Source organism: Novosphingobium sp. BL-S-20 (genome assembly GCF_055521635.1).
Genome location: NZ_CM145494.1, coordinates 3246769 through 3263568, shown reverse-complemented (window position 1 = coordinate 3263568; position 16800 = coordinate 3246769). Strand labels below are relative to the sequence as shown.

At 67.6% G+C, this 16800-nt stretch carries 16 protein-coding genes; 7 read left to right on the top strand and 9 right to left on the bottom strand.

Annotated features, from left to right (window positions below; genetic code table 11):
* Nucleotides 1–42: 42 nt before the first annotated feature.
* The 3 genes from purH to rpe form a co-directional block, all read right to left on the bottom strand.
* Entirely contained in the window at nucleotides 43–1635 is a 1593-nt protein-coding gene (purH, locus tag ACZ1II_RS23050; RefSeq protein WP_465145863.1) for a bifunctional phosphoribosylaminoimidazolecarboxamide formyltransferase/IMP cyclohydrolase, read from the bottom strand.
* Between the two features lie 113 nt (nucleotides 1636–1748).
* Entirely contained in the window at nucleotides 1749–3746 is a 1998-nt protein-coding gene (locus ACZ1II_RS23045; protein ID WP_465145862.1) for a heparinase II/III family protein, read from the bottom strand.
* 19 nt (nucleotides 3747–3765) lie between these two features.
* The gene (rpe, locus tag ACZ1II_RS23040; RefSeq protein WP_465145861.1) at nucleotides 3766–4428 is read right to left on the bottom strand and encodes a ribulose-phosphate 3-epimerase; all 663 of its coding nucleotides are present in this window, start codon (nucleotides 4426–4428) and stop codon (nucleotides 3766–3768) included.
* 242 nt (nucleotides 4429–4670) lie between these two features.
* Between rpe and ACZ1II_RS23035 the strand changes: the two genes are divergently transcribed.
* Nucleotides 4671–5168: a DUF2141 domain-containing protein gene (locus ACZ1II_RS23035; protein ID WP_465145860.1), complete on the top strand. Its 498-nt coding sequence runs from the start codon at nucleotides 4671–4673 to the stop codon at nucleotides 5166–5168.
* Nucleotides 5169–5201: 33 nt separating this feature from the next.
* Here the strand turns inward: ACZ1II_RS23035 and ACZ1II_RS23030 are convergent, their stop codons facing one another.
* From ACZ1II_RS23030 to ACZ1II_RS23020, 3 genes are all read right to left on the bottom strand, one after another.
* Nucleotides 5202–5984, bottom strand: a complete 783-nt coding sequence (locus ACZ1II_RS23030; protein WP_465145859.1) for a nucleotidyltransferase family protein — start codon at nucleotides 5982–5984, stop codon at nucleotides 5202–5204.
* Entirely contained in the window at nucleotides 5981–6895 is a 915-nt protein-coding gene (locus ACZ1II_RS23025; RefSeq protein WP_465145858.1) for a hypothetical protein, read from the bottom strand. The genes ACZ1II_RS23030 and ACZ1II_RS23025 overlap by 4 nt, the downstream gene beginning before the upstream one ends.
* A 73-nt stretch (nucleotides 6896–6968) precedes the next feature.
* On the bottom strand, nucleotides 6969–8012 hold the full coding sequence (locus tag ACZ1II_RS23020) for a diacylglycerol/lipid kinase family protein (protein ID WP_465145857.1): 1044 nt from the start codon (nucleotides 8010–8012) through the stop codon (nucleotides 6969–6971).
* A 172-nt stretch (nucleotides 8013–8184) separates the two neighbouring features.
* Between ACZ1II_RS23020 and ACZ1II_RS23015 the strand changes: the two genes are divergently transcribed.
* Both ACZ1II_RS23015 and ACZ1II_RS23010 read left to right on the top strand, forming a co-directional pair.
* A complete protein-coding gene (locus ACZ1II_RS23015; protein ID WP_465145856.1) occupies nucleotides 8185–9339 on the top strand; it encodes a CDP-alcohol phosphatidyltransferase family protein in 1155 nt (384 codons plus the stop codon).
* Nucleotides 9340–9498: 159 nt separating this feature from the next.
* Nucleotides 9499–9927 carry an HIT family protein gene (locus tag ACZ1II_RS23010; RefSeq protein ID WP_465145855.1) on the top strand — a complete coding sequence of 143 codons (429 nt, stop codon included), beginning with the start codon at nucleotides 9499–9501 and terminating at the stop codon, nucleotides 9925–9927.
* A 191-nt stretch (nucleotides 9928–10118) separates the two neighbouring features.
* Here the strand turns inward: ACZ1II_RS23010 and ACZ1II_RS23005 are convergent, their stop codons facing one another.
* Nucleotides 10119–10874: a phosphocholine cytidylyltransferase family protein gene (locus tag ACZ1II_RS23005; protein WP_465145854.1), complete on the bottom strand. Its 756-nt coding sequence runs from the start codon at nucleotides 10872–10874 to the stop codon at nucleotides 10119–10121.
* Between the two features lie 193 nt (nucleotides 10875–11067).
* Here ACZ1II_RS23005 and ACZ1II_RS23000 point away from each other — a divergent pair, with 193 nt between their 5' ends.
* Both ACZ1II_RS23000 and ACZ1II_RS22995 read left to right on the top strand, forming a co-directional pair.
* On the top strand, nucleotides 11068–12444 hold the full coding sequence (locus ACZ1II_RS23000) for a lipopolysaccharide biosynthesis protein (protein ID WP_465145853.1): 1377 nt from the start codon (nucleotides 11068–11070) through the stop codon (nucleotides 12442–12444).
* A gap of 37 nt (nucleotides 12445–12481) precedes the next feature.
* A complete protein-coding gene (locus ACZ1II_RS22995) occupies nucleotides 12482–13702 on the top strand; it encodes a M20 metallopeptidase family protein (RefSeq protein ID WP_465145852.1) in 1221 nt (406 codons plus the stop codon).
* Between the two features lie 6 nt (nucleotides 13703–13708).
* Here the strand turns inward: ACZ1II_RS22995 and ACZ1II_RS22990 are convergent, their stop codons facing one another.
* Nucleotides 13709–13999 carry a GNAT family N-acetyltransferase gene (locus ACZ1II_RS22990; protein WP_465145851.1) on the bottom strand — a complete coding sequence of 97 codons (291 nt, stop codon included), beginning with the start codon at nucleotides 13997–13999 and terminating at the stop codon, nucleotides 13709–13711.
* 66 nt (nucleotides 14000–14065) lie between these two features.
* Between ACZ1II_RS22990 and ACZ1II_RS22985 the strand changes: the two genes are divergently transcribed.
* Nucleotides 14066–15073: a threonine aldolase family protein gene (locus ACZ1II_RS22985; protein ID WP_465145850.1), complete on the top strand. Its 1008-nt coding sequence runs from the start codon at nucleotides 14066–14068 to the stop codon at nucleotides 15071–15073.
* A complete protein-coding gene (locus ACZ1II_RS22980) occupies nucleotides 15070–15990 on the top strand; it encodes a DMT family transporter (protein WP_465145849.1) in 921 nt (306 codons plus the stop codon). Before ACZ1II_RS22985 ends, ACZ1II_RS22980 begins: the two co-directional genes overlap by 4 nt.
* Here ACZ1II_RS22980 and ACZ1II_RS22975 read toward each other — a convergent pair.
* Nucleotides 15900–16760, bottom strand: a complete 861-nt coding sequence (locus ACZ1II_RS22975) for a Rossmann-fold NAD(P)-binding domain-containing protein (protein ID WP_465145848.1) — start codon at nucleotides 16758–16760, stop codon at nucleotides 15900–15902. The genes ACZ1II_RS22980 and ACZ1II_RS22975 overlap by 91 nt on opposite strands.
* Nucleotides 16761–16800: the final 40 nt, after the last annotated feature.

Below are 16800 nucleotides of genomic sequence, written 5' to 3'. Positions count from 1 at the left end.
CTCCTTCGCTTCGTCGGGTCTGGTTGCAAAAGGCTATGGGCCTCAGTGCTTGAAGTGGCGCATGCCGGTGAAGACCATTGCCAGACCGGCCTCGTCGGCGGCGGCGATGACTTCGTCGTCACGGATCGAGCCGCCCGGCTGGATCACCGCGGTGGCGCCTGCCTCGGCAGCGGCCAGCAGGCCGTCGGCGAAGGGGAAGAACGCATCGGAAGCGACCGCCGAGCCGACCGTCCGTGCCTGCGCCCAGCCGAACTTCTCTGCAGCTTCGGCAGCCTTCATCGCGGCGATGCGCGAGGAATCGCGGCGGTTCATCTGGCCCGCACCGATCCCGGCGGTGACGCCGTCCTTGGCATAGACGATCGCGTTCGACTTGACGTGGCGGGCCACGGTCCAGGCGAACAGGCAGTCCTTCAGTTCCTGTTCGGTCGGCGCGCGCTTGGTGACGACCTTGAGGTCATCGAGGCCGATGGCACCGGCATCGCGGCCCTGCACCAGCAGGCCGCCGGTGATCGGCTTCACGGTCAGGCCGGGGCGGCGCGGATCGGGGAGGCTACCGGTCAGCAGCAGGCGCAGGTTCTTCTTCTTGGCGAAGAAGGCGCGGGCTTCCTCGTCGGCGTCGGGGGCGACGACGACTTCGGTGAAGATCTGGCAGATCGCTTCGGCGGTCGGGCCGTCGAGCGTGGTGTTCACCGCCACGATGCCGCCGAAGGCCGAAACGTCGTCACAGGCCAGCGCGCCCTGCCAGGCTTCCAGCAGGCTGGAGCCCTGCGCCACGCCGCAGGGATTGGCGTGCTTGACGATGACCACGGCCGGGTCCTGGCCCTTGAACTCGGCAGCGAGTTCGAAGGCGGCGTCCGCGTCGTTGTAGTTGTTGTAGGACAGTTCCTTGCCCTGCACCTGCTCGCCCTGGGCCAGGCCCTTGGTGAACGGGCCGACCGGCGTATAGAGCGCGGCCTTCTGATGCGGGTTCTCGCCATAGCGTAGCGTGGTGGCGAGGCGGCCGTTGACGCTGAGCATCTCGGGGAACTCAAGGCCCTGATCGGCGAAGGCGAACCACTGCGAGATCATCGAATCGTAAGCGGCGGTCTGCGCATAGGCGCGTGCGGCCAGCAGCTTGCGGAAGGCGAGGGTGGTGCCGCCGTCGGTCGTCTCCAGTTCGGAGAGCAGGCCCGCATAGTCCTTGGGATCGGTGACGATGGCAACGAAGGCGTGGTTCTTCGCGGCCGAGCGCACCATCGACGGGCCGCCGATGTCGATGTTCTCGATGATCTCGTCACGGTCGGCGCCCTTGGCGACGGTCGCTTCGAAGGGATAGAGATTGACGACGACGAGGTCGATCGCGCCGATCTCGTGATCGGCCATGGCCTTGGCGTGTTCCGGGTTGTCGCGCACGGCCAGCAGGCCGCCGTGGACCTTGGGGTGCAGCGTCTTGACGCGGCCGTCCATCATTTCGGGGAAATCGGTGAGGTCCGAAATGTCCTTCACCTCAAGACCGGCGTCGCGCAGCGCCTTGGCGGTGCCGCCGGTCGAGACCAGTTCGACACCGCGCGCGGCAAGGGCCTTGCCCAGATCGGCGAGGCCGGTCTTGTCGGAAACCGAAAGCAATGCGCGGCGGATCTGGACGGTATCGGTCATGAAAACGGCCTCGTTCTGGAACGTGCGGAGAGGGATTTTGCGCGCCCTCTAGGTCGCCATGGTCCAAGCCGCAAGGTCAGGGTGCCACAAGCCATGGGGCTCGTCGCGGCATTTCACCCCATTTTCTTGATAAGCCACCCGAAATTACCGCCTCCGCGCGAGACGAGTCCCTGGATCACGAGCTGCTGGGTCGCCTGCGGGCGGCCCTGTCCGTCCACCCAGAGCGAATCCTCCAGCGTCACTTCGCCTGCGCTGCTGCGGAACTGCCAGAGGCTGCCGTCGGGCAGCGCCATGCCCGCGCCCTGTCCGTCCTCGGTGAGCAGCACTTCCACATCGGCGCCGAGGTGGAAGCGGATCGCGAAGCCGACCTTGCCGCGATGGCCCTTGCGCCCGGCGGGGATCAGCACGTCCTCGCCGCGCAGTTCGCTGCCGTCGTCGCGCAGGATCAGGATGCGGCGGTGGGTGAGGCCGTAGCGCGCCTCGTAGCCGTTGTGGCTGGCCTCGATCCGGGTGGCGTTGCCGCCGTTTTCCTGCACCAGCGTCTTGCGGTCGATATCGACTTCGCTGACGCCGCCGCCGATCGCGCCGTTGATGAGGACGGCGGTGGAATTGGCATCGTCGAGCGTCAGCGTCGAATGGGCGGCGGTGGCGCGCAGCCCCTGTTCGAGGCGGACGGGCACGAGGCCGCCGCCGCTGGCCGAGCCGCCGCAGTTGACCACCAGCCGGTGGCCGGAATGCGACATCTCGAAGGCCAGCGTGGAAGCGCAGCCGTAGCGCGCATGGGCGGGCAGCGGCGGCGGGGCGGTGTCGAACTGGAGGATCGTCTTGTGCGAGAGCACGCGCTGGTAGCCCCACTGGCGCACGTCGCGCAGCGGTCGGGTGCGCACGCCGGTCGCCTTGACGAGGGCATCGACATCCTCGCCGCTCACCGCCCAACCGCCCTGCCAGGAACCCAGCGAACCGTCGCCGTGGGTGAGGGCAAGCAGCGGCGGGACCAGCAGCTCGATTACCCGCTCGACCGCCTTGGGCGCGTCGCGGCGGGTGGCGTGGTAGCAATTGCGCAGCCGCACCAGCAGCGCGATCGCTTCCATCTGCGCGAGCGGACTGCGCGAAAGCACGCCGCCGTCGTCGCCGATCAGCTCGCCCAGCGCCTTGATGAGTCCGGCCTCGCCGTAGAGGCGGCGCGGGCGACCTTCGGGCAGCAGCAGTCCGGCAGCGACGATGGCGCTCCATCCAGCGACGGTGGCCAGTTCGTCCTCGGCGCGGCCGACATGGCGGTCCAGCCAGCGGGCGGTCTCGGAAATGTGGGCGAGGGTGCGGTTGCGCAGTGCCTTCTCGCCCGAGAGGATCAGCGGGGCATGGGCCAGCCAGTTCATCAACCGCGCGCCGGTATTGCCGACATCCCAGGCCGGGCCCTTGCCGGGCTTGGCGGGGGGCTTGGGATTGGCCTGGAGCCAGGCGGTGAGGATACGCTCGGCGACGCCGACGCCCTGTTCGCGCGGGGCGCAGGCTTCGAGGTCGGTGAGCCAGGAGAAGCTGTGGACCACGCGCTCCAGCGGCGGAGTCACGCGGGAAGGCCCGGCATAGTCGACCTGGGCGATCGGGGTCTTCGCCCCGTGGATCAGGAAGTGCCCGGCGCGCAGGGCCGTCCCGGCGGCGGCATGGCCGGGCAGGGTGTTGTTCACCGTGGCGAGCAGGCGGGTGCGGGCCTTCTTGCCCATCGGCGCCGAGAGCATCGAGCCGGGAATGCCGAGCCGATAGGCGAAGCGGATCAGCCGCTCGCCCGCGCCGACCGAAGGGGCGGAGAAATCGGCGAGCGCCAGCGCGCGGCCACCGTCGATCTGGGCGATCTCGACTTGCGGCTCCGCGCGGGGGGGCAGGAAGTCGGCATCGTGGAAGCCGGAATCGTGGAGATCGGGCGCGAAAGCGGTGATGTCGGTCACATCGGGTTCGGTCGCGCGAACGGCTGCGCTCTGGAGGGCCGAAGATCCGCTAACGCTTTGATTCAAGGCAGCCTCCTCGCTCCCGTTCGGTGATTCATCCTCCGCAGGAATCGCCGGATGCCCGCCGGGGTTCCCGATCGGGAAACGCGGATGGGCGTCCAGCTTCATCGTTTCAGGCCCTCTCGTTTCAAACGATGCCCTTCAGGGCGCGGATATTGGCGGCATATTGCGAAGGGCCGCCGCGGAAGGTCGCGGAACCGGCCACCAGCACGTCGGCGCCCGCCGCCACGCAGAGCGGCGCGGTCTTGGCATCGACGCCGCCGTCCACTTCGAGGCGGATGTCGCGGCCCGACTTGTCGATCATCTTGCGCACGGCCTCGATCTTGCGAAGCTGGCTGGAAATGAAGCTCTGGCCGCCGAAGCCGGGGTTCACGCTCATGATCAGGACCAGGTCGATCTCGTCGATCAGGTAGTCCAGCATCTTGGCCGGGGTGGCGGGGTTGAGCGAAATGCCCGCCTTCTTGCCGAGATTGCGGATCGTCTGCACCGTGCGGTGGACGTGGGGACCGGCCTCGGGATGAACGGTGATGTAGTCCGCGCCGGCTTCGGCGAAGGCTTCGAGATAGGCGTCGACCGGGGAGATCATCAGGTGGACATCGAAGACTTTGGCCGAATGGGGGCGCAGCGCCTTCACCACGGCGGGGCCGATGGTGATGTTGGGCACGAAGTGGCCGTCCATGACGTCGACGTGGATCCAGTCGGCTCCGGCTTCGTCGATCGCGCGGACTTCCTCACCCAGGCGGGCGAAGTCGGCGGACAGGATGGAGGGCGAGATCAGCGGCGTGGTCATGGTAAAGAACGGTACTCCTCGATGCGAAGGATAGGGCACCAGATATTGGGGGTACAAGCGCGTCGCCGCCGTTTTCCACACGCCATATGGCGTAAGCCGTACAATTGCGCCGAGGGGCCGGAACGGGCGGGCGGTTGAGCCATTGTGAATTGCCAATTCAGAGTGCATTCACGGCCTCGATGGCAGTGCGGCGCCAGATATTTCATGGGCCTGTCGCCCGTGTCCGCATGATGGAACCGGAGATGATGTTGAAGTTCCCCAAGGTGCCCGTGGTAGTCGCGACCGGGCTTGCCGCGCTGGCGGTTTCGGTCCCGGCGGCCGCTGAATATCGCGAGGAAATCCGCAACGACATGAGCCAGTGCCGCTCCGGCGGCGGACCGGCGATCATGGTTACCGTGGACGGGATCAAGTCGTCCGAGGGGCGCATGCGCGTCCAGTCCTACCGCGCCACTTCGGCGGAATGGCTCGCCAAGGGCAAGTGGCTGAAGCGGATCGAGGCGCCTGCCAAGGCCGGGACGATGACCTTCTGCGTGCCGGTTCCCACCTCGGGCACTTACGGCATCGCCGTCCGTCACGATGTGAACGGGAACGGCAAGACCGACCTTGGCTCGGACGGCGGGGCGATGTCGAACAACCCCTCGATCAACATCTTCAACCTCGGCAAGCCGAGCTACACCAAGGTCGGTGTGCCGGTGGGCAAGGAAGTGAAGTCGATCCGCATCCAGATGCGATACATGTAAGTCGGACTGCCCGGTTTACCGCCGGGCCTGCCGTCATGCCTCGGGCGGGTTCTCGCGGCGCTCTGCCAGAATCGTGCGGGCGTCCACGAGGTCCGAGGGCTTGTCCACATCGACTGCCGCCAGCCCGTCTCGTGCGGCGACGAGGCGGGCGGCGACACCGATCTTCGCGCCCAGCCTTGCCAGTGCGGAGGAGAGGGTGAGGCGGCCGAACGCATAGCTCGCCAACATGCCGAGACCCAGCCGCGCGGCGATGCGCCAGGGGCGCTTGCGGTCGGCTTCGACCAGCTTCCAGGTCTCGATCGCGGCCTCGGCGCGGGGTGTCTTCAGCAGGAACAGGTTGCAGCCGGACCAGTGGCCGTCGGCGAAGCGCAAGTAGGTGCGCCGCGATCCCGGCATCGCCGTCTCGATCGCCTCGCGCCGGGCCAGCAGCACGGAAACGTCGGCGTCCTCGGGCGTATCGCTCAGGAAATCGCGCACCCACTGGCCGCGCAGCAGGGCATGGTCGGAGGTCGTGACCAGCATCGGCGCGCCGAGCAGGGCAAAGCCCGCCGCGACGCTGGCGCTGGGTCCGGCCTCGGCGGGAACGGTCTCGCAGCCGAGCAGCTCGGCCAGCGCGACGACCGCCGGATCACTGGCGACGACCGCAAGCCGCGCGATCCTGGCATCGCGCAGGGCCTCCACGACATGGGCGAGCATCGGCTTGCCCTCCAGTTCGACCAGCGCCTTGTGGCTGAGGCCTTCCGCCGCGGCGACCGGATCGGGCGCACCGGGGCGCGAGCCTGCGAGAATCAGGGCCGAGGGTGTCGGAGAAGTCATGCGGGCTTCCGCTCCATGGCCTTTTTCGCGCGCCAGACGTGCCAGAGCACGCCGGGAGCGGAAAGCACCGGATGGCGCTCGCGCCAGGGGGTTATCGCCACTGGAACCCCCGTGTGGCGCTCGATCTTCCAGGCGGCATAGCGCGCGGCGCCTTCGAACGTCGTCGAGGCCTTGAGCAGGCGCAGCACGTTGTAGGGTTTGCCGAGCCGTTGGCGGCGCTTCCACCAGTCCAGCGTGCGGCTGCGGTCGCGCGGGGAAAGCTGCGGGCGCAGCGTGCCGTTTGGCAGGCGCTCGAAGCGGATATCGTCGGCGGCGAGCGCCAGCGGCAGCAGGCCGTCGAAATGCTCGCGGTTCACGGAGAGGATCGAATCCTCGCGGCCTGCCTTCTCCACCCGGAACTCGGCGGCGTAAGTCGCGCGGAACAGCGCGCGCCAGTAGTCCTCGGCAGTGCCGGTCTCGGCACCGAGCGCGACGGCGAGCCGCGCGGCAGTGCGGGCGGCGCCGGAAACGGCGGCGGCAACCGGGGCGAGCGCGGCTGCGTCCCGCTGCCAGGCCAGCCCGCTCGGCTGGACGAACCGCGCCCAGATCGTGGTATCGAGCAGTTCGCCGGCAGCAGCGGCGCGGAAGGTCTCCAGCGCCATCGTCGCGACTTTGGCGCGCAGGGGCACGCCTTCGCGGGTCCATTCGTGATAGCTGACGCGCGGCCAGATCTTCTCGACTTGCGGGCCCTCGGTGAGGACGTAGAAGTCCAGCACCCCCTCCAGCGAGCCGGTGCGCAAGTTCGAGCCGTAGAACAGCACCGCCACGGCGTTTCCGGCAGCTAACGCTAGCCGCTCCGCAAAGGCGCGGACTTCGGGCACGACGGTGCGCTGAAGCGCCTGGTTCACGCGCCCTTCGAGGTCTTGGGTCATAGGGATATGCTCGGGCACCGGCCGCGCGAAATCAAGCGCGCCGGTGCAGTGGTCTGAAAAATGCCGGAAAAGCTTAGGGAACCACGAAGGTCAGCTGCGGACCTTCTTCGAGGACATAGTTGCCGCCGGGGAAAGCCTCGCCGTCGAGGATGAACGAGCCGCCGAGTTCGAGGTCGACTGCGCTGGCGCTCAGGCGGTGGGTGCCGCGGCGTTCGAGGAACTTGCCGGTCAGGCCGAACAGGATCGCGGGCAGTAGCGCGACGATCCAGCGCACCGGCCAGTCGATCACGCCCAGCTTCATGCCCGGCGCGACGTCGCGGCCGAAGGGGCGGGCGCCGAGCGGGAACTTCTCGAAGGTGGTGGCGACGGCCATGAAGCGCTCGTCGGCATTGCCGGGGCCTGCGTAGGGCAGGTCGCGACCGGTGTGACGGTCGATCAGGCGCATCGGGGTGCAGGAACGCCAGGGGTTGCCGGTGCGGCCGAACAGGGTCTGGATGATGCCCCAGAGCACGCTCAGGCCGACCGCGAAGCTGTTGAAGGCGCCGCGGCGATGGGCTTCCTGTCCGGCTTCGGTGGCCAGCGAGAAGGCGCCGGTGCCGAGGATGAAGCCCTGCACGCAGCCGCTGCCGCGATCCTGCGACGAGATGCGCAGCGGACGGCGGTTCACGGTCTTGCCCTTGTGCGCGGCGGCCAGTGCCTCGGCCAGTGACCAGTGGGTCGGAAGGCCGATGTCGATGGCGAGCGCGTTGGTCTTGCCCTTGGGCAGGACGATGAAGGTGGGCCACTGGTCGCCGAAGATATCGGCGCCGCAGGTCAGCACATCGCGGACGGTGCCGTCGCCGCCATCGACCACCAGGTAGTCGATGCCGCGACGCGCGAAGCCGTCAAGCACGCCGAACAGCTCCGCGCGGGTGCGCGGGGTTTCGGTCAGGATGTTGGAGCAATCTTCCATCTCGGGCGCGTGGCCCTTGTTGCGATGGCTGCGCGGATTGCGGATGATGCCGACGAGGGGAACGGCACGGCCACGACGGGCCACGCGCACAGGGCCGGTGGCCTTGCGCTTGCCTTGCTCACCGAAGGTCGGCAGCGTTTCGAATTCGTAAATGGTTCCGTACACGGGCCCCTATGTAGGGATGCCGCATGGGAAAATCATCAGGAAACATGCACTGACACATTAAGGTTACAGTTGTATGGCGCTTTTGCGCCACTTGCAAGACCGGCAAAATCGATAGCATTTTCCGCAAGTCGCGAAGTTGCCTCGGGCAAGGGGACGGATTACGGCCCGAATCATGGTCGAACAAGACAAGCTTCCCCCCGTGCTCACTCTCGGCGCGAACCCCGTCAAGCTCTGGGGTTTGACGATGGCCGAGCGCGTGGCGCGGATCGCCCGCGCCAATGGCGCCCCTGCCGCTGCGGAGGGCGCCGCGATCGCCGCCCAAGGCCCTGCCATCCTCTCGAACGCTGCTTTTGCGTGGGATCCGGCCTGGTTCAAATACGTCACATCGCATCCCGGCATGGTCCTGACGCTGGGCGGCATTCCCGCCCTGGCACATGCGGCCGACGGCGTTCAGGCCGCCCGAATCGCCGAGGCCATGAATGCTGGGACGGCGCTTTCAGGTAGCGCCGGTCTTGAGATCGTCGCCTACGAGAGCGGCCCGACGATCGAGAACAAACAACTGCGCAAGCGCGAGACGCCGTTCCTCATGGCGCTGACGCCGCAGAGCGTCCGCACCATCGAGCGCGCGAGCTATTTCGGCGCCTACAAGGGCGTGACCGACGTGCTGACCAAGTACCTCTGGCCCGAATGGGCGCTGGTGCTGACGCGGATCTGCGCGAAGCTGCATATCACCCCGAACATGGTGACCGCCGTGGGCGCGGTGTTCTGCGTCGCCGCCACCGTGCTCTTCGCTTACGGCCATTACTGGCTGGGCATGGCGCTGGGTCTGGTCTTCATGGTGCTCGACACCGTGGACGGCAAGCTGGCGCGCTGCACGATCACCTCTTCGGAATGGGGCAATGTCGCCGATCACGGCATGGACCTCGTCCATCCGCCGTTCTGGTGGTGGTTCTGGGCGACGGGCCTCGCGACATGGGGCCTCGCCTATGACCAGACCACGTTCTGGTGGGTGCAGGGCGCGATTCAGGGCGGCTATATCGTGCAGCGTCTGATCGAGGGCCTGTTCATGAAGCAGAACGGGTTGATGCACATCCACGTCTGGCGCAAGTTCGACAGCCAGTTCCGCCTCATCACCGCGCGCCGCAACCCGAACATGGTGATCCTGTTCGTGGCGACGCTGTTCGCGCGCCCCGACCTCGGCCTGATCGCGGTGGCGTGGTGGACGGCGATTTCATGCCTCATCCATGCGGTGCGGCTGGTTCAGGCATGGATCGTGCGTGCGCAGGGCGGTACGATCACGTCCTGGCTCTCGGACGTGGCTGTTTAATAATCCGCCGCAGGCGGATTATGGCGGCACCGGCCCTCTCCCCCACCCGACCTCCCATCAGGATACACTCGTGGGAGGTCGGGTGGGGGAGAGGGCCGGTGCCGCCCCAAAAATGCCCAAACGGGCATTTTTCAAACAGATTTCTAGGGAGAAACGACGATGAACGCGACGATCGAAAAGTTCGGCTATCCGCATACGCTCGTCGCGGAATTCGCGCATTGGGTGGTGCTCGCCCGGCCCGCGCAGCCGACGCTGGGTTCGCTGGTTCTGGCCGCGAAGTCCGATGCGACGGCCTTCGGGGACCTTCCCTTGGAGGCTCATGCCGAGCTGAAGACCGTCACCGCCGCGATCGAGGCGGCGCTGACTGGTGCGGTCGGCTATGCGCGGCTCAATTACCTGATGCTGATGATGGTGGACCCTCACGTCCACTTCCACGTCATCCCCCGCTACGAAGGCGCGCGCGAGTGGCAGGGCCGCGAGTTCGTCGACTGCGGCTGGCCCAAGGTGCCCGATCTCGGGCACGCGGTTGCGTTGGAGGGTGAGGAGCTGGCCGGGCTGGTGGCTTGGTTGAAAGGCGCGTTTGCCTGATATGCGGTGCCTCGCCGAGGGGGCTTCGACAGGCTCAGCCTGAGCGGGATCGGGCAACCTGCTTTTTTATAATCGCTCAGCCTGAACGATTTCGGAAACCTGCTTTCAACACCGCTCAGGCTGAGCCTGTCGAAGCCCCCTCGGCGGGGTCCAAGCCGTCCCGGAACGAGTCCGGGACGGCTTGGACCCTCTCACCAGGTGTCGGTCAGCTTCGTCGCGATCTCGATGTCGTTGAGGAAGTCGACTTCCGCCCAGTCAAGCCCCTCGATTGAGACGGTGCCGACTTTGCCGGTCGGCGCGATCGAATCGATCACCTTCAGGTACCAGTGCTGGACGCCCTCGGGCGTGCGCATCGCCTGGCGGACGGTTTCGCGGAACAGGTCGGCCCCTTCGCCGCGGAAGGCGAGGAAGCCGATCGATTCGGAATTGGACTGTGCCGCCGTCAGCGTCTTGCCGATATGCACGAGGCGGCCGTCCGCCTCGCGCTCGACCTTCATGTCGTCGCTGTCATAGCCTTCCGCCTTCACGTCCACGGTGACGGTGATCGGCCAGGTCTTGCCCTCCGCATCGGTCGCGCCCTGCTGGACCTTGCGGACGATATCCTCGGAAACGAGCGTGTCGCCGTTGAGGATCAGGAAGTCCCCGCGCATGGCTTCGCGCGCGATCCAGCAGGAGCCGAGGTTGTCGGCCACCTTGAAGAAGGGGTTGAAACGGATGTTTATCTCGACGCGGGGGTCGTGAATCGCGCTGAGGTGCTCTTCCAGCATGTCGGTCATGAAGCCGGTGACGACGTCGATCCGCTTCACGCCGCCGCGCGCCAGCATCTCGATCTGCCATTCGATCAGCGACTTGCCGGAGAAGTCGATCATGCACTTGGGCCGCTCTGCGGTGAGCGGAAGCAGGCGCGAGCCCTGGCCGGCGCTGAGGAGAATGGCGTGTTCGATCATGGCTTTCGTGCTTCGCGATAGGGGGAGGTCGCCCCGCATCTAGGGAATGCCGGGCAAAAGGAAAAGGTGCGACCGCAAGGGCGGGACTGGAGCGGCTGCGACAAATCGGCCGGGGACAGAACTGTTCAGCATGGGGACATTCGCCATCTGCACAGCTTGCAAGTCCTGTCCCCCTCGTTCACATGCAGCCCCAATGTCCGCCAAATTTCACCGCCGCGAGAGCAAATCTCCGCTAGGGCGGATCATTCAGAACACGGCCTGGCTGCTGGGTGGCAAGGGCTTCGGCGCCGTCTGCGGCCTGGCCTATCTTGCCATCCAGACGCGATCGCTGGGCCTGAAGGATTTCGGCCACTTCTCGCTGATCTTCGGGACGGCGCAGGCGCTGATCGCGCTTGCCAGCTTCCAGACCTGGCGCGTCGTGGTGCGCTACGGAAGCGAGCACGTCCACCAGAAGGACTGGGGCAAGCTCGGCCGTCTCGGCATGCTCTGCGGCCTGCTGGACGCGGTGGGCGCGGTGATCGGCTGCGGGCTGGCGGCGGTCCTGATCTACGGGTTCGCCCATAAGCTGGAACTCAACCCCCACTTCGTGGACGTGGCCTTCTGGTTCTGCGTCGGTTCGCTCTGGGCGCTGGTCTCGGCGCCGACGGGGATCGTGCGCGCGCTCAACCGCTTCGACATGGCGGTCTATGTCGAGGCGATCGTGCCGAGCGGACGCCTTGCCGCCTCGCTCGTCATCTGGCTGACCGGGCCGAGCGTCGGCCGTTTCCTGTTCGCCTGGGCGGCGATCGATATCCTCGAAGCCCTGCTCTACTGGATCATGGCGCGGCGGCTTTGCCCCGAGGCGGTGAACCTCTCGAACTTGCGCAACTGGCGCAAGGCGATCGAGGAAAACCCCGGCGTCACGCGCTTCTTCATGCAGACTTACGCTGCCTCCACGCTCGATGCGGCGATGCGGAACGGCCCGCTGCTGATCGTCGGCGCCTGGGTCGGCACCAAGGCGGCGGGTCTCTACCGCCTCGCCTCGCAGCTTTCGCAGGCGCTGAGCAAGCTGTCCTCGCTGCTGACCCGCTCGGTCTATGCCGAAGTGGCCCGCGCGCGCGTGTCCTCGGCGGCGGCGGAGTTCCGCAAGCTGGCGCTCCAGACCAGCAAGATTGCCGGTCTCGCCGGGATCGTGGTGATCACGGTGGCGGTGCTGCTGGGCAAGCAGATGTTGGAATTCATCGGCGGCGAGGACTTCGAGCAGGGCGCGGCGATCCTCGTGCCGCTTACCCTGGCGGCCAGCTTCGACCTCGCGAGCGTCGCTTTCGAGCCGGTGCTTCACGCCACGGGCCGCGCGCGTCATTCGCTCGTCGCACGGCTGATCGCGCTGGTCGCGTTGGCGATCGGGCTGGTGTTCCTGCTCCCGGTCGGCCCGAGCGGTGCGGCTTGGGCGGTGGCCCTGGGCGGTGCAGTATCCTACGTGGCCATGGGCCTCATGGCCTGGCGCACGCTCCAGCAGATCGACCGCAACGAGATCAGCATCGCGCCCGATCCGGAAGACGATCTGCCGGTGGCCGATTCGGCTACCTGAAACTCGACAGGCGCGGATCGAGGGCTATCATGCCGGTATGTCCTCTCCCGAGACCCTGATCGAGCAGGCCCACGGCCTTGCCGACCGCATCGTCGCGCTGCGCCGCGCCATTCATGCCGAGCCCGAGATCGGCCTCCACAACCCGAAGACGCGTGACAAGATCCGCGCGGCTCTGGCCCATCTGCCGCTGGAATGGCGCGAGGGGCCCTCGACCACCGGCCTGATCGCCACGCTGAAAGGCGGCGCGGGCGAGGGCGGCAGCGTGCTCCTGCGCGGCGATACCGACGCCCTGCCGATGCCCGAGGAAACCGGGCTGGCTTTCGCCTCGACCGTTCCCGGCGCGATGCACGCCTGCGGGCACGATACCCACGTCGCCATGCTGGCAGGGGCGGCGGAGATTCTCGCGAGCCGGGCGAAGAGCCTCCGCGGCGAAGTGCGCTTCATGTTCCAGCCGGGCGAGGAAGGCCATCACGGCGCCCGATTCATGCTGGAGGACGGCTTGCTCGGCGGCGAGGGCTTCGACCGACCGCTGCCGGGTGCCGCCTTCGCGCTCCACATCATGCCCAATGCGCCGCACGGAGTGATCGGCGGCCGGGCCGGGCCGCTCATGGCGGCGGCGGACGAGCTGCGGATCGTCGTGACCGGACGCGGAGGCCATGCCTCGATGCCGCACGATACGGTCGATCCGGTGCCGGTCGCCTGCGAGATCGTCATGGCCATCCAGAGGATGGTCGCGCGCCGCTACAGCGTGTTCGACCCGGTGGTGGTGACGATCGCCAAAGTCGAGGCGGGGAGCGCGCACAATGTGATCCCCGACACCGCCCGCCTCACCGGCACGATGCGCACCCTGTCGGCGACCAATCGCGCGCGGCTGAAGGAGGAGCTGCCGGTGCTCGTCGCCGGGATTGCCGGGGCGCATGGCCTCAAGGGCGAAGTGACGATCCTCGAAGGCTTCCCGGTGACGGTTTGCGATCCGCGCGCGGTCGACTTCGGCGAGCGCGTGGCCCAAGGTCTCTACGGTGAGGCCGCGTTCCAGCGGCTCAAGGACCCGATCATGGGCGCGGAGGATTTCGCCTATGTGCTCGAAAAGGTGCCCGGCGCGATGTTCTTCCTCGGCGTCGCGGAAGACGGTGCCGATTGGAAACACTGCTGCGGCATCCACTCGACGAAGATGATGGTCGATGAAAAGGCCCTGCCGCGCGGCGCCGCCTTCCTGGCCGGACTGGCGCAGGACTGGTTGCAGCGCGGGTTCGGCTGAGAGAATTTAAGCCTTCACGTCGTCCCATTCCGGGTGGCGCCGGAACGCGGCGACGACGTAGCTGCACAAGGGCGCGATCTTGAAGTGGTTTTCCCGCGCGTCGGCGACCATGGCCTCGACCAGCCGTGCCGCTACGCCGCGATTGCCGATCTCGGTGGGGACGAGCGTGTGGTCGGCATAGTGCACGCCGTCGCGGGTCTGCCAGGTCAGGTGGCCGGTCACATCGCTGTCGGCGAGGTGGGCCTGGTATTCGCCGCCGGTGGCGGTCTCGTGCTTGGTGATGGTCACGCCGACCATGAGCCAGTCTCCTTCTTGGCTGCTCCTTCTTGACGGCGCTTATGTCCGCTCGCAGTGCATATGGTCATGAAATTCCTCTCCGACAACGCCGCCAGGGTCCATCCGAAGGTATGGGACGCCATGAAGGCGGCCGACGCGCCCGATTCGCCTTATGACGGCGATGCGCTGAGCCGTTCGCTCGACGACCGCTTCTCGGCGCTGTTCGGGCGCGATTGCGCGGCGCTCTGGGTGGCGACCGGGACGGCGGCGAACTGCCTTGCCCTGTCCGCCATGGTCGAGCCGCACGGCGCGGTGATCTGCCACCGCGAGGCGCATATCGAGATGGACGAGGGCGGCGCGCCGGGCTTCTACCTCCACGGCGCCAAGCTGCTGCTGGCCGATGGCGAGGGCGCGAAGATCACGCCGGAGGCCATCGCGCAGGTGATCGACCCGATCCGCGACGGCGTCCATCAGGTCCAGCCCCATGCGATCTCGATCACCCAGGCGAGCGAATATGGGCGCGTCTACCGGCCCGAGGAACTGGCCGCGCTCGCCCGCTTCGCGAAGGAAAAGCGCCTCGGCCTGCACATGGACGGCGCGCGTTTCGCCAATGCGGCGGCGTTCCTGGGCGGCGATGTGGCAGGGGGGGCGGCGCAGGCGGCGGGCGATGTCGACGCCCTGAGCTTCGGCATGGTCAAGAACGGTGGGATGAGCGCGGAGGCGATCGTGTTCTTCGATCCCGCCATGGCCGACAAGGTCCGCTTCCGCCGCAAGCGGGCCGGGCACCTGCAATCGAAGGGCCGCTATCTCGCCGCGCAGATCCTCGCGATGCTGGAAGGCGATCTCTGGCTGGGCAATGCCCGCGCCGCCAATTCCGCCGCTGCCGAGATCGCGCGGGCGGCGAAGGACCGCCTGCTCCATCCGGTCGAGGCGAACGAGATATTCCTCACCTCCACCGCCGCCGAGCGGCTGGCGCTGCGCGAACAGGGCTTCGAATTCTACGACTGGGGCGACGATGCCGCGCGCCTCGTCACCGCCTGGGATTCGCGCGAGGATCACGTTTCGGCGCTCGCCCGCGCGATTTCCCAACTGTGAGCGAAAGTTCCGCTCCGGCACCGGGCTTCCTGACGCCCGCCGTCGCGCTGCCGTTCCTGCTGGTGGCGCTGATCTGGGGATCGACCTGGTTCGTCATCACCGGCCAGATCGGCGAGGTGCCCGCAAGCTGGTCGGTCGCCTGGCGCTTCGTGCTGGCGACCCCGGCGATGTTCCTCGTCGCGGTGGTGATGAAGAAGAGCCTGAGGCTCGGCGCGGCGGGCCAGTGGCTGGCGCTGGCCGTGGGCGTGGCGCAGTTCTGCGGCAACTACAACTTCGTCTACCGCGCCGAGATGCACCTGACTTCGGGCATCGTCGCGGTGATGATCGGGCTGCTGCTGGTGCCGAACGCGGTGCTGGCGCGGCTGCTGTTGGGCCAGCCGATCACCTGGCGCTTCGCGATCGGGAGTGCGATTGCCATTGCCGGTCTCGCCCTGCTGCTGCTCCACGAGGCGCATGAGGCACCACTGGGCGGCAAGGTTCTGCTCGGTACCGTCTTCGCGCTGATCGCGATGATCTGCGCTTCGGTCTCGAACGTGATTCAGGCCAACGAGACCGGCAAGGCGCTGCCGATGGTCAGCCTGCTGGCCTGGGCGATGCTCTACGGCACGCTGGCCGATGTCGCCGTGGCCTGGGCGACGTCCGGGCCGCCGGTGATTCCGCGGGACGGGATGTACTGGCTCGGCACCGCCTACCTCGCGATTCTCGGCTCGGTGGTGACGTTCCCGCTTTACTACACGCTGATCCGCCAGCTCGGCGCGGGCAAGGCGGCCTACAACGGGGTCACGGTCATCATCGTCGCGATGCTGATCTCGACCGTGTTCGAGGGCTATCGCTGGTCGCTGCTGGCGCTGGCTGGAGCGGCGCTGGCGACGGTCGGGCTGGTCGTGGCGCTGAGGGCGCGCAGCCCCTCGCGGTAGGTCGGGAAACGCGGGCGCCAGCCGAGCACGCGGCGGGCCTTGCCGTTCGCCACCCGGCGATTCTCGGCATAGAAGCCCCGCGCCATGGCCGAAAGCCGGGCCTCCTCGATCGACTGGAGCGGCGGCAGCGGCAGGCCGAGCAGGCGGCAGGCCTCCTCGACCAGCGTGTTCTGGCCGCAGGGCAAGTCGTCCGCGAGGTTGTAGGCACCGCCCGGCGCTTCGAGTCCGGCGATCACGCCCGCGGCAATATCCTCGACATGGGCGCGACTGAACACCTGCCCGGACAAGGCGATGCGATGGGCGCGTCCGTCCAGCACCCGGTCCAGCACCGAGCGACCGGGGCCGTAGATGCCGGGCAGCCGATAGACCCGCGCACCCAGCGTGAGCCACTCGCCGTCTGCCTCGGCCCGCGCGGTGCGCCGTCCGGTGCCGACCGGCGCGCTCTCGTCCACCCAGGCGCCGCCGGTATCGCCATAGACCCCGGTGGAGGAGAGGTAGGACAGCGGCATGCCCTTCAGCGCATCGCCGTAGCGCTCCAGCACCGGATCGAGCGGCTCGCCCCGGCCTTCCTTGCCCGGCGGGACCGAGGAAAGCACATGATCGGCATCGGCCAGCGCGAGGCGGACGTTGCCCTCGTCCTCGAACGAAAGCGTGCCGTCGCTGCCAGTGGAGAGCACTTCCCAGCCGCGCGCCACGGCCTGCCGGGCGATCACTTTCGCGGTATAGCCCAGCCCGAAGATGAACAGGCGTTTGGGTGTGCGGACGGACATCGGGCATTCCTCGCGATTCGGCTGTGAATTCGTCGCGCCA

What these genes read in the sequence shown, in the direction of transcription:
- purH (WP_465145863.1), bottom strand. Translation starts at nt 1,635, where the DNA reads ATGACCGATACCGTCCAGATCCGCCGCGCATTGCTTTCGGTTTCCGAC.
- ACZ1II_RS23045 (WP_465145862.1), bottom strand. Translation starts at nt 3,746, where the DNA reads ATGAAGCTGGACGCCCATCCGCGTTTCCCGATCGGGAACCCCGGCGGG.
- rpe (WP_465145861.1), bottom strand. Translation starts at nt 4,428, where the DNA reads ATGACCACGCCGCTGATCTCGCCCTCCATCCTGTCCGCCGACTTCGCC.
- ACZ1II_RS23035 (WP_465145860.1), top strand. Translation starts at nt 4,671, where the DNA reads ATGATGTTGAAGTTCCCCAAGGTGCCCGTGGTAGTCGCGACCGGGCTT.
- ACZ1II_RS23030 (WP_465145859.1), bottom strand. Translation starts at nt 5,984, where the DNA reads ATGACTTCTCCGACACCCTCGGCCCTGATTCTCGCAGGCTCGCGCCCC.
- ACZ1II_RS23025 (WP_465145858.1), bottom strand. Translation starts at nt 6,895, where the DNA reads ATGACCCAAGACCTCGAAGGGCGCGTGAACCAGGCGCTTCAGCGCACC.
- ACZ1II_RS23015 (WP_465145856.1), top strand. Translation starts at nt 8,185, where the DNA reads ATGGTCGAACAAGACAAGCTTCCCCCCGTGCTCACTCTCGGCGCGAAC.
- ACZ1II_RS23010 (WP_465145855.1), top strand. Translation starts at nt 9,499, where the DNA reads ATGAACGCGACGATCGAAAAGTTCGGCTATCCGCATACGCTCGTCGCG.
- ACZ1II_RS23005 (WP_465145854.1), bottom strand. Translation starts at nt 10,874, where the DNA reads ATGATCGAACACGCCATTCTCCTCAGCGCCGGCCAGGGCTCGCGCCTG.
- ACZ1II_RS23000 (WP_465145853.1), top strand. Translation starts at nt 11,068, where the DNA reads ATGTCCGCCAAATTTCACCGCCGCGAGAGCAAATCTCCGCTAGGGCGG.
- ACZ1II_RS22995 (WP_465145852.1), top strand. Translation starts at nt 12,482, where the DNA reads ATGTCCTCTCCCGAGACCCTGATCGAGCAGGCCCACGGCCTTGCCGAC.
- ACZ1II_RS22990 (WP_465145851.1), bottom strand. Translation starts at nt 13,999, where the DNA reads ATGGTCGGCGTGACCATCACCAAGCACGAGACCGCCACCGGCGGCGAA.
- ACZ1II_RS22985 (WP_465145850.1), top strand. Translation starts at nt 14,066, where the DNA reads ATGAAATTCCTCTCCGACAACGCCGCCAGGGTCCATCCGAAGGTATGG.
- ACZ1II_RS22975 (WP_465145848.1), bottom strand. Translation starts at nt 16,760, where the DNA reads ATGTCCGTCCGCACACCCAAACGCCTGTTCATCTTCGGGCTGGGCTAT.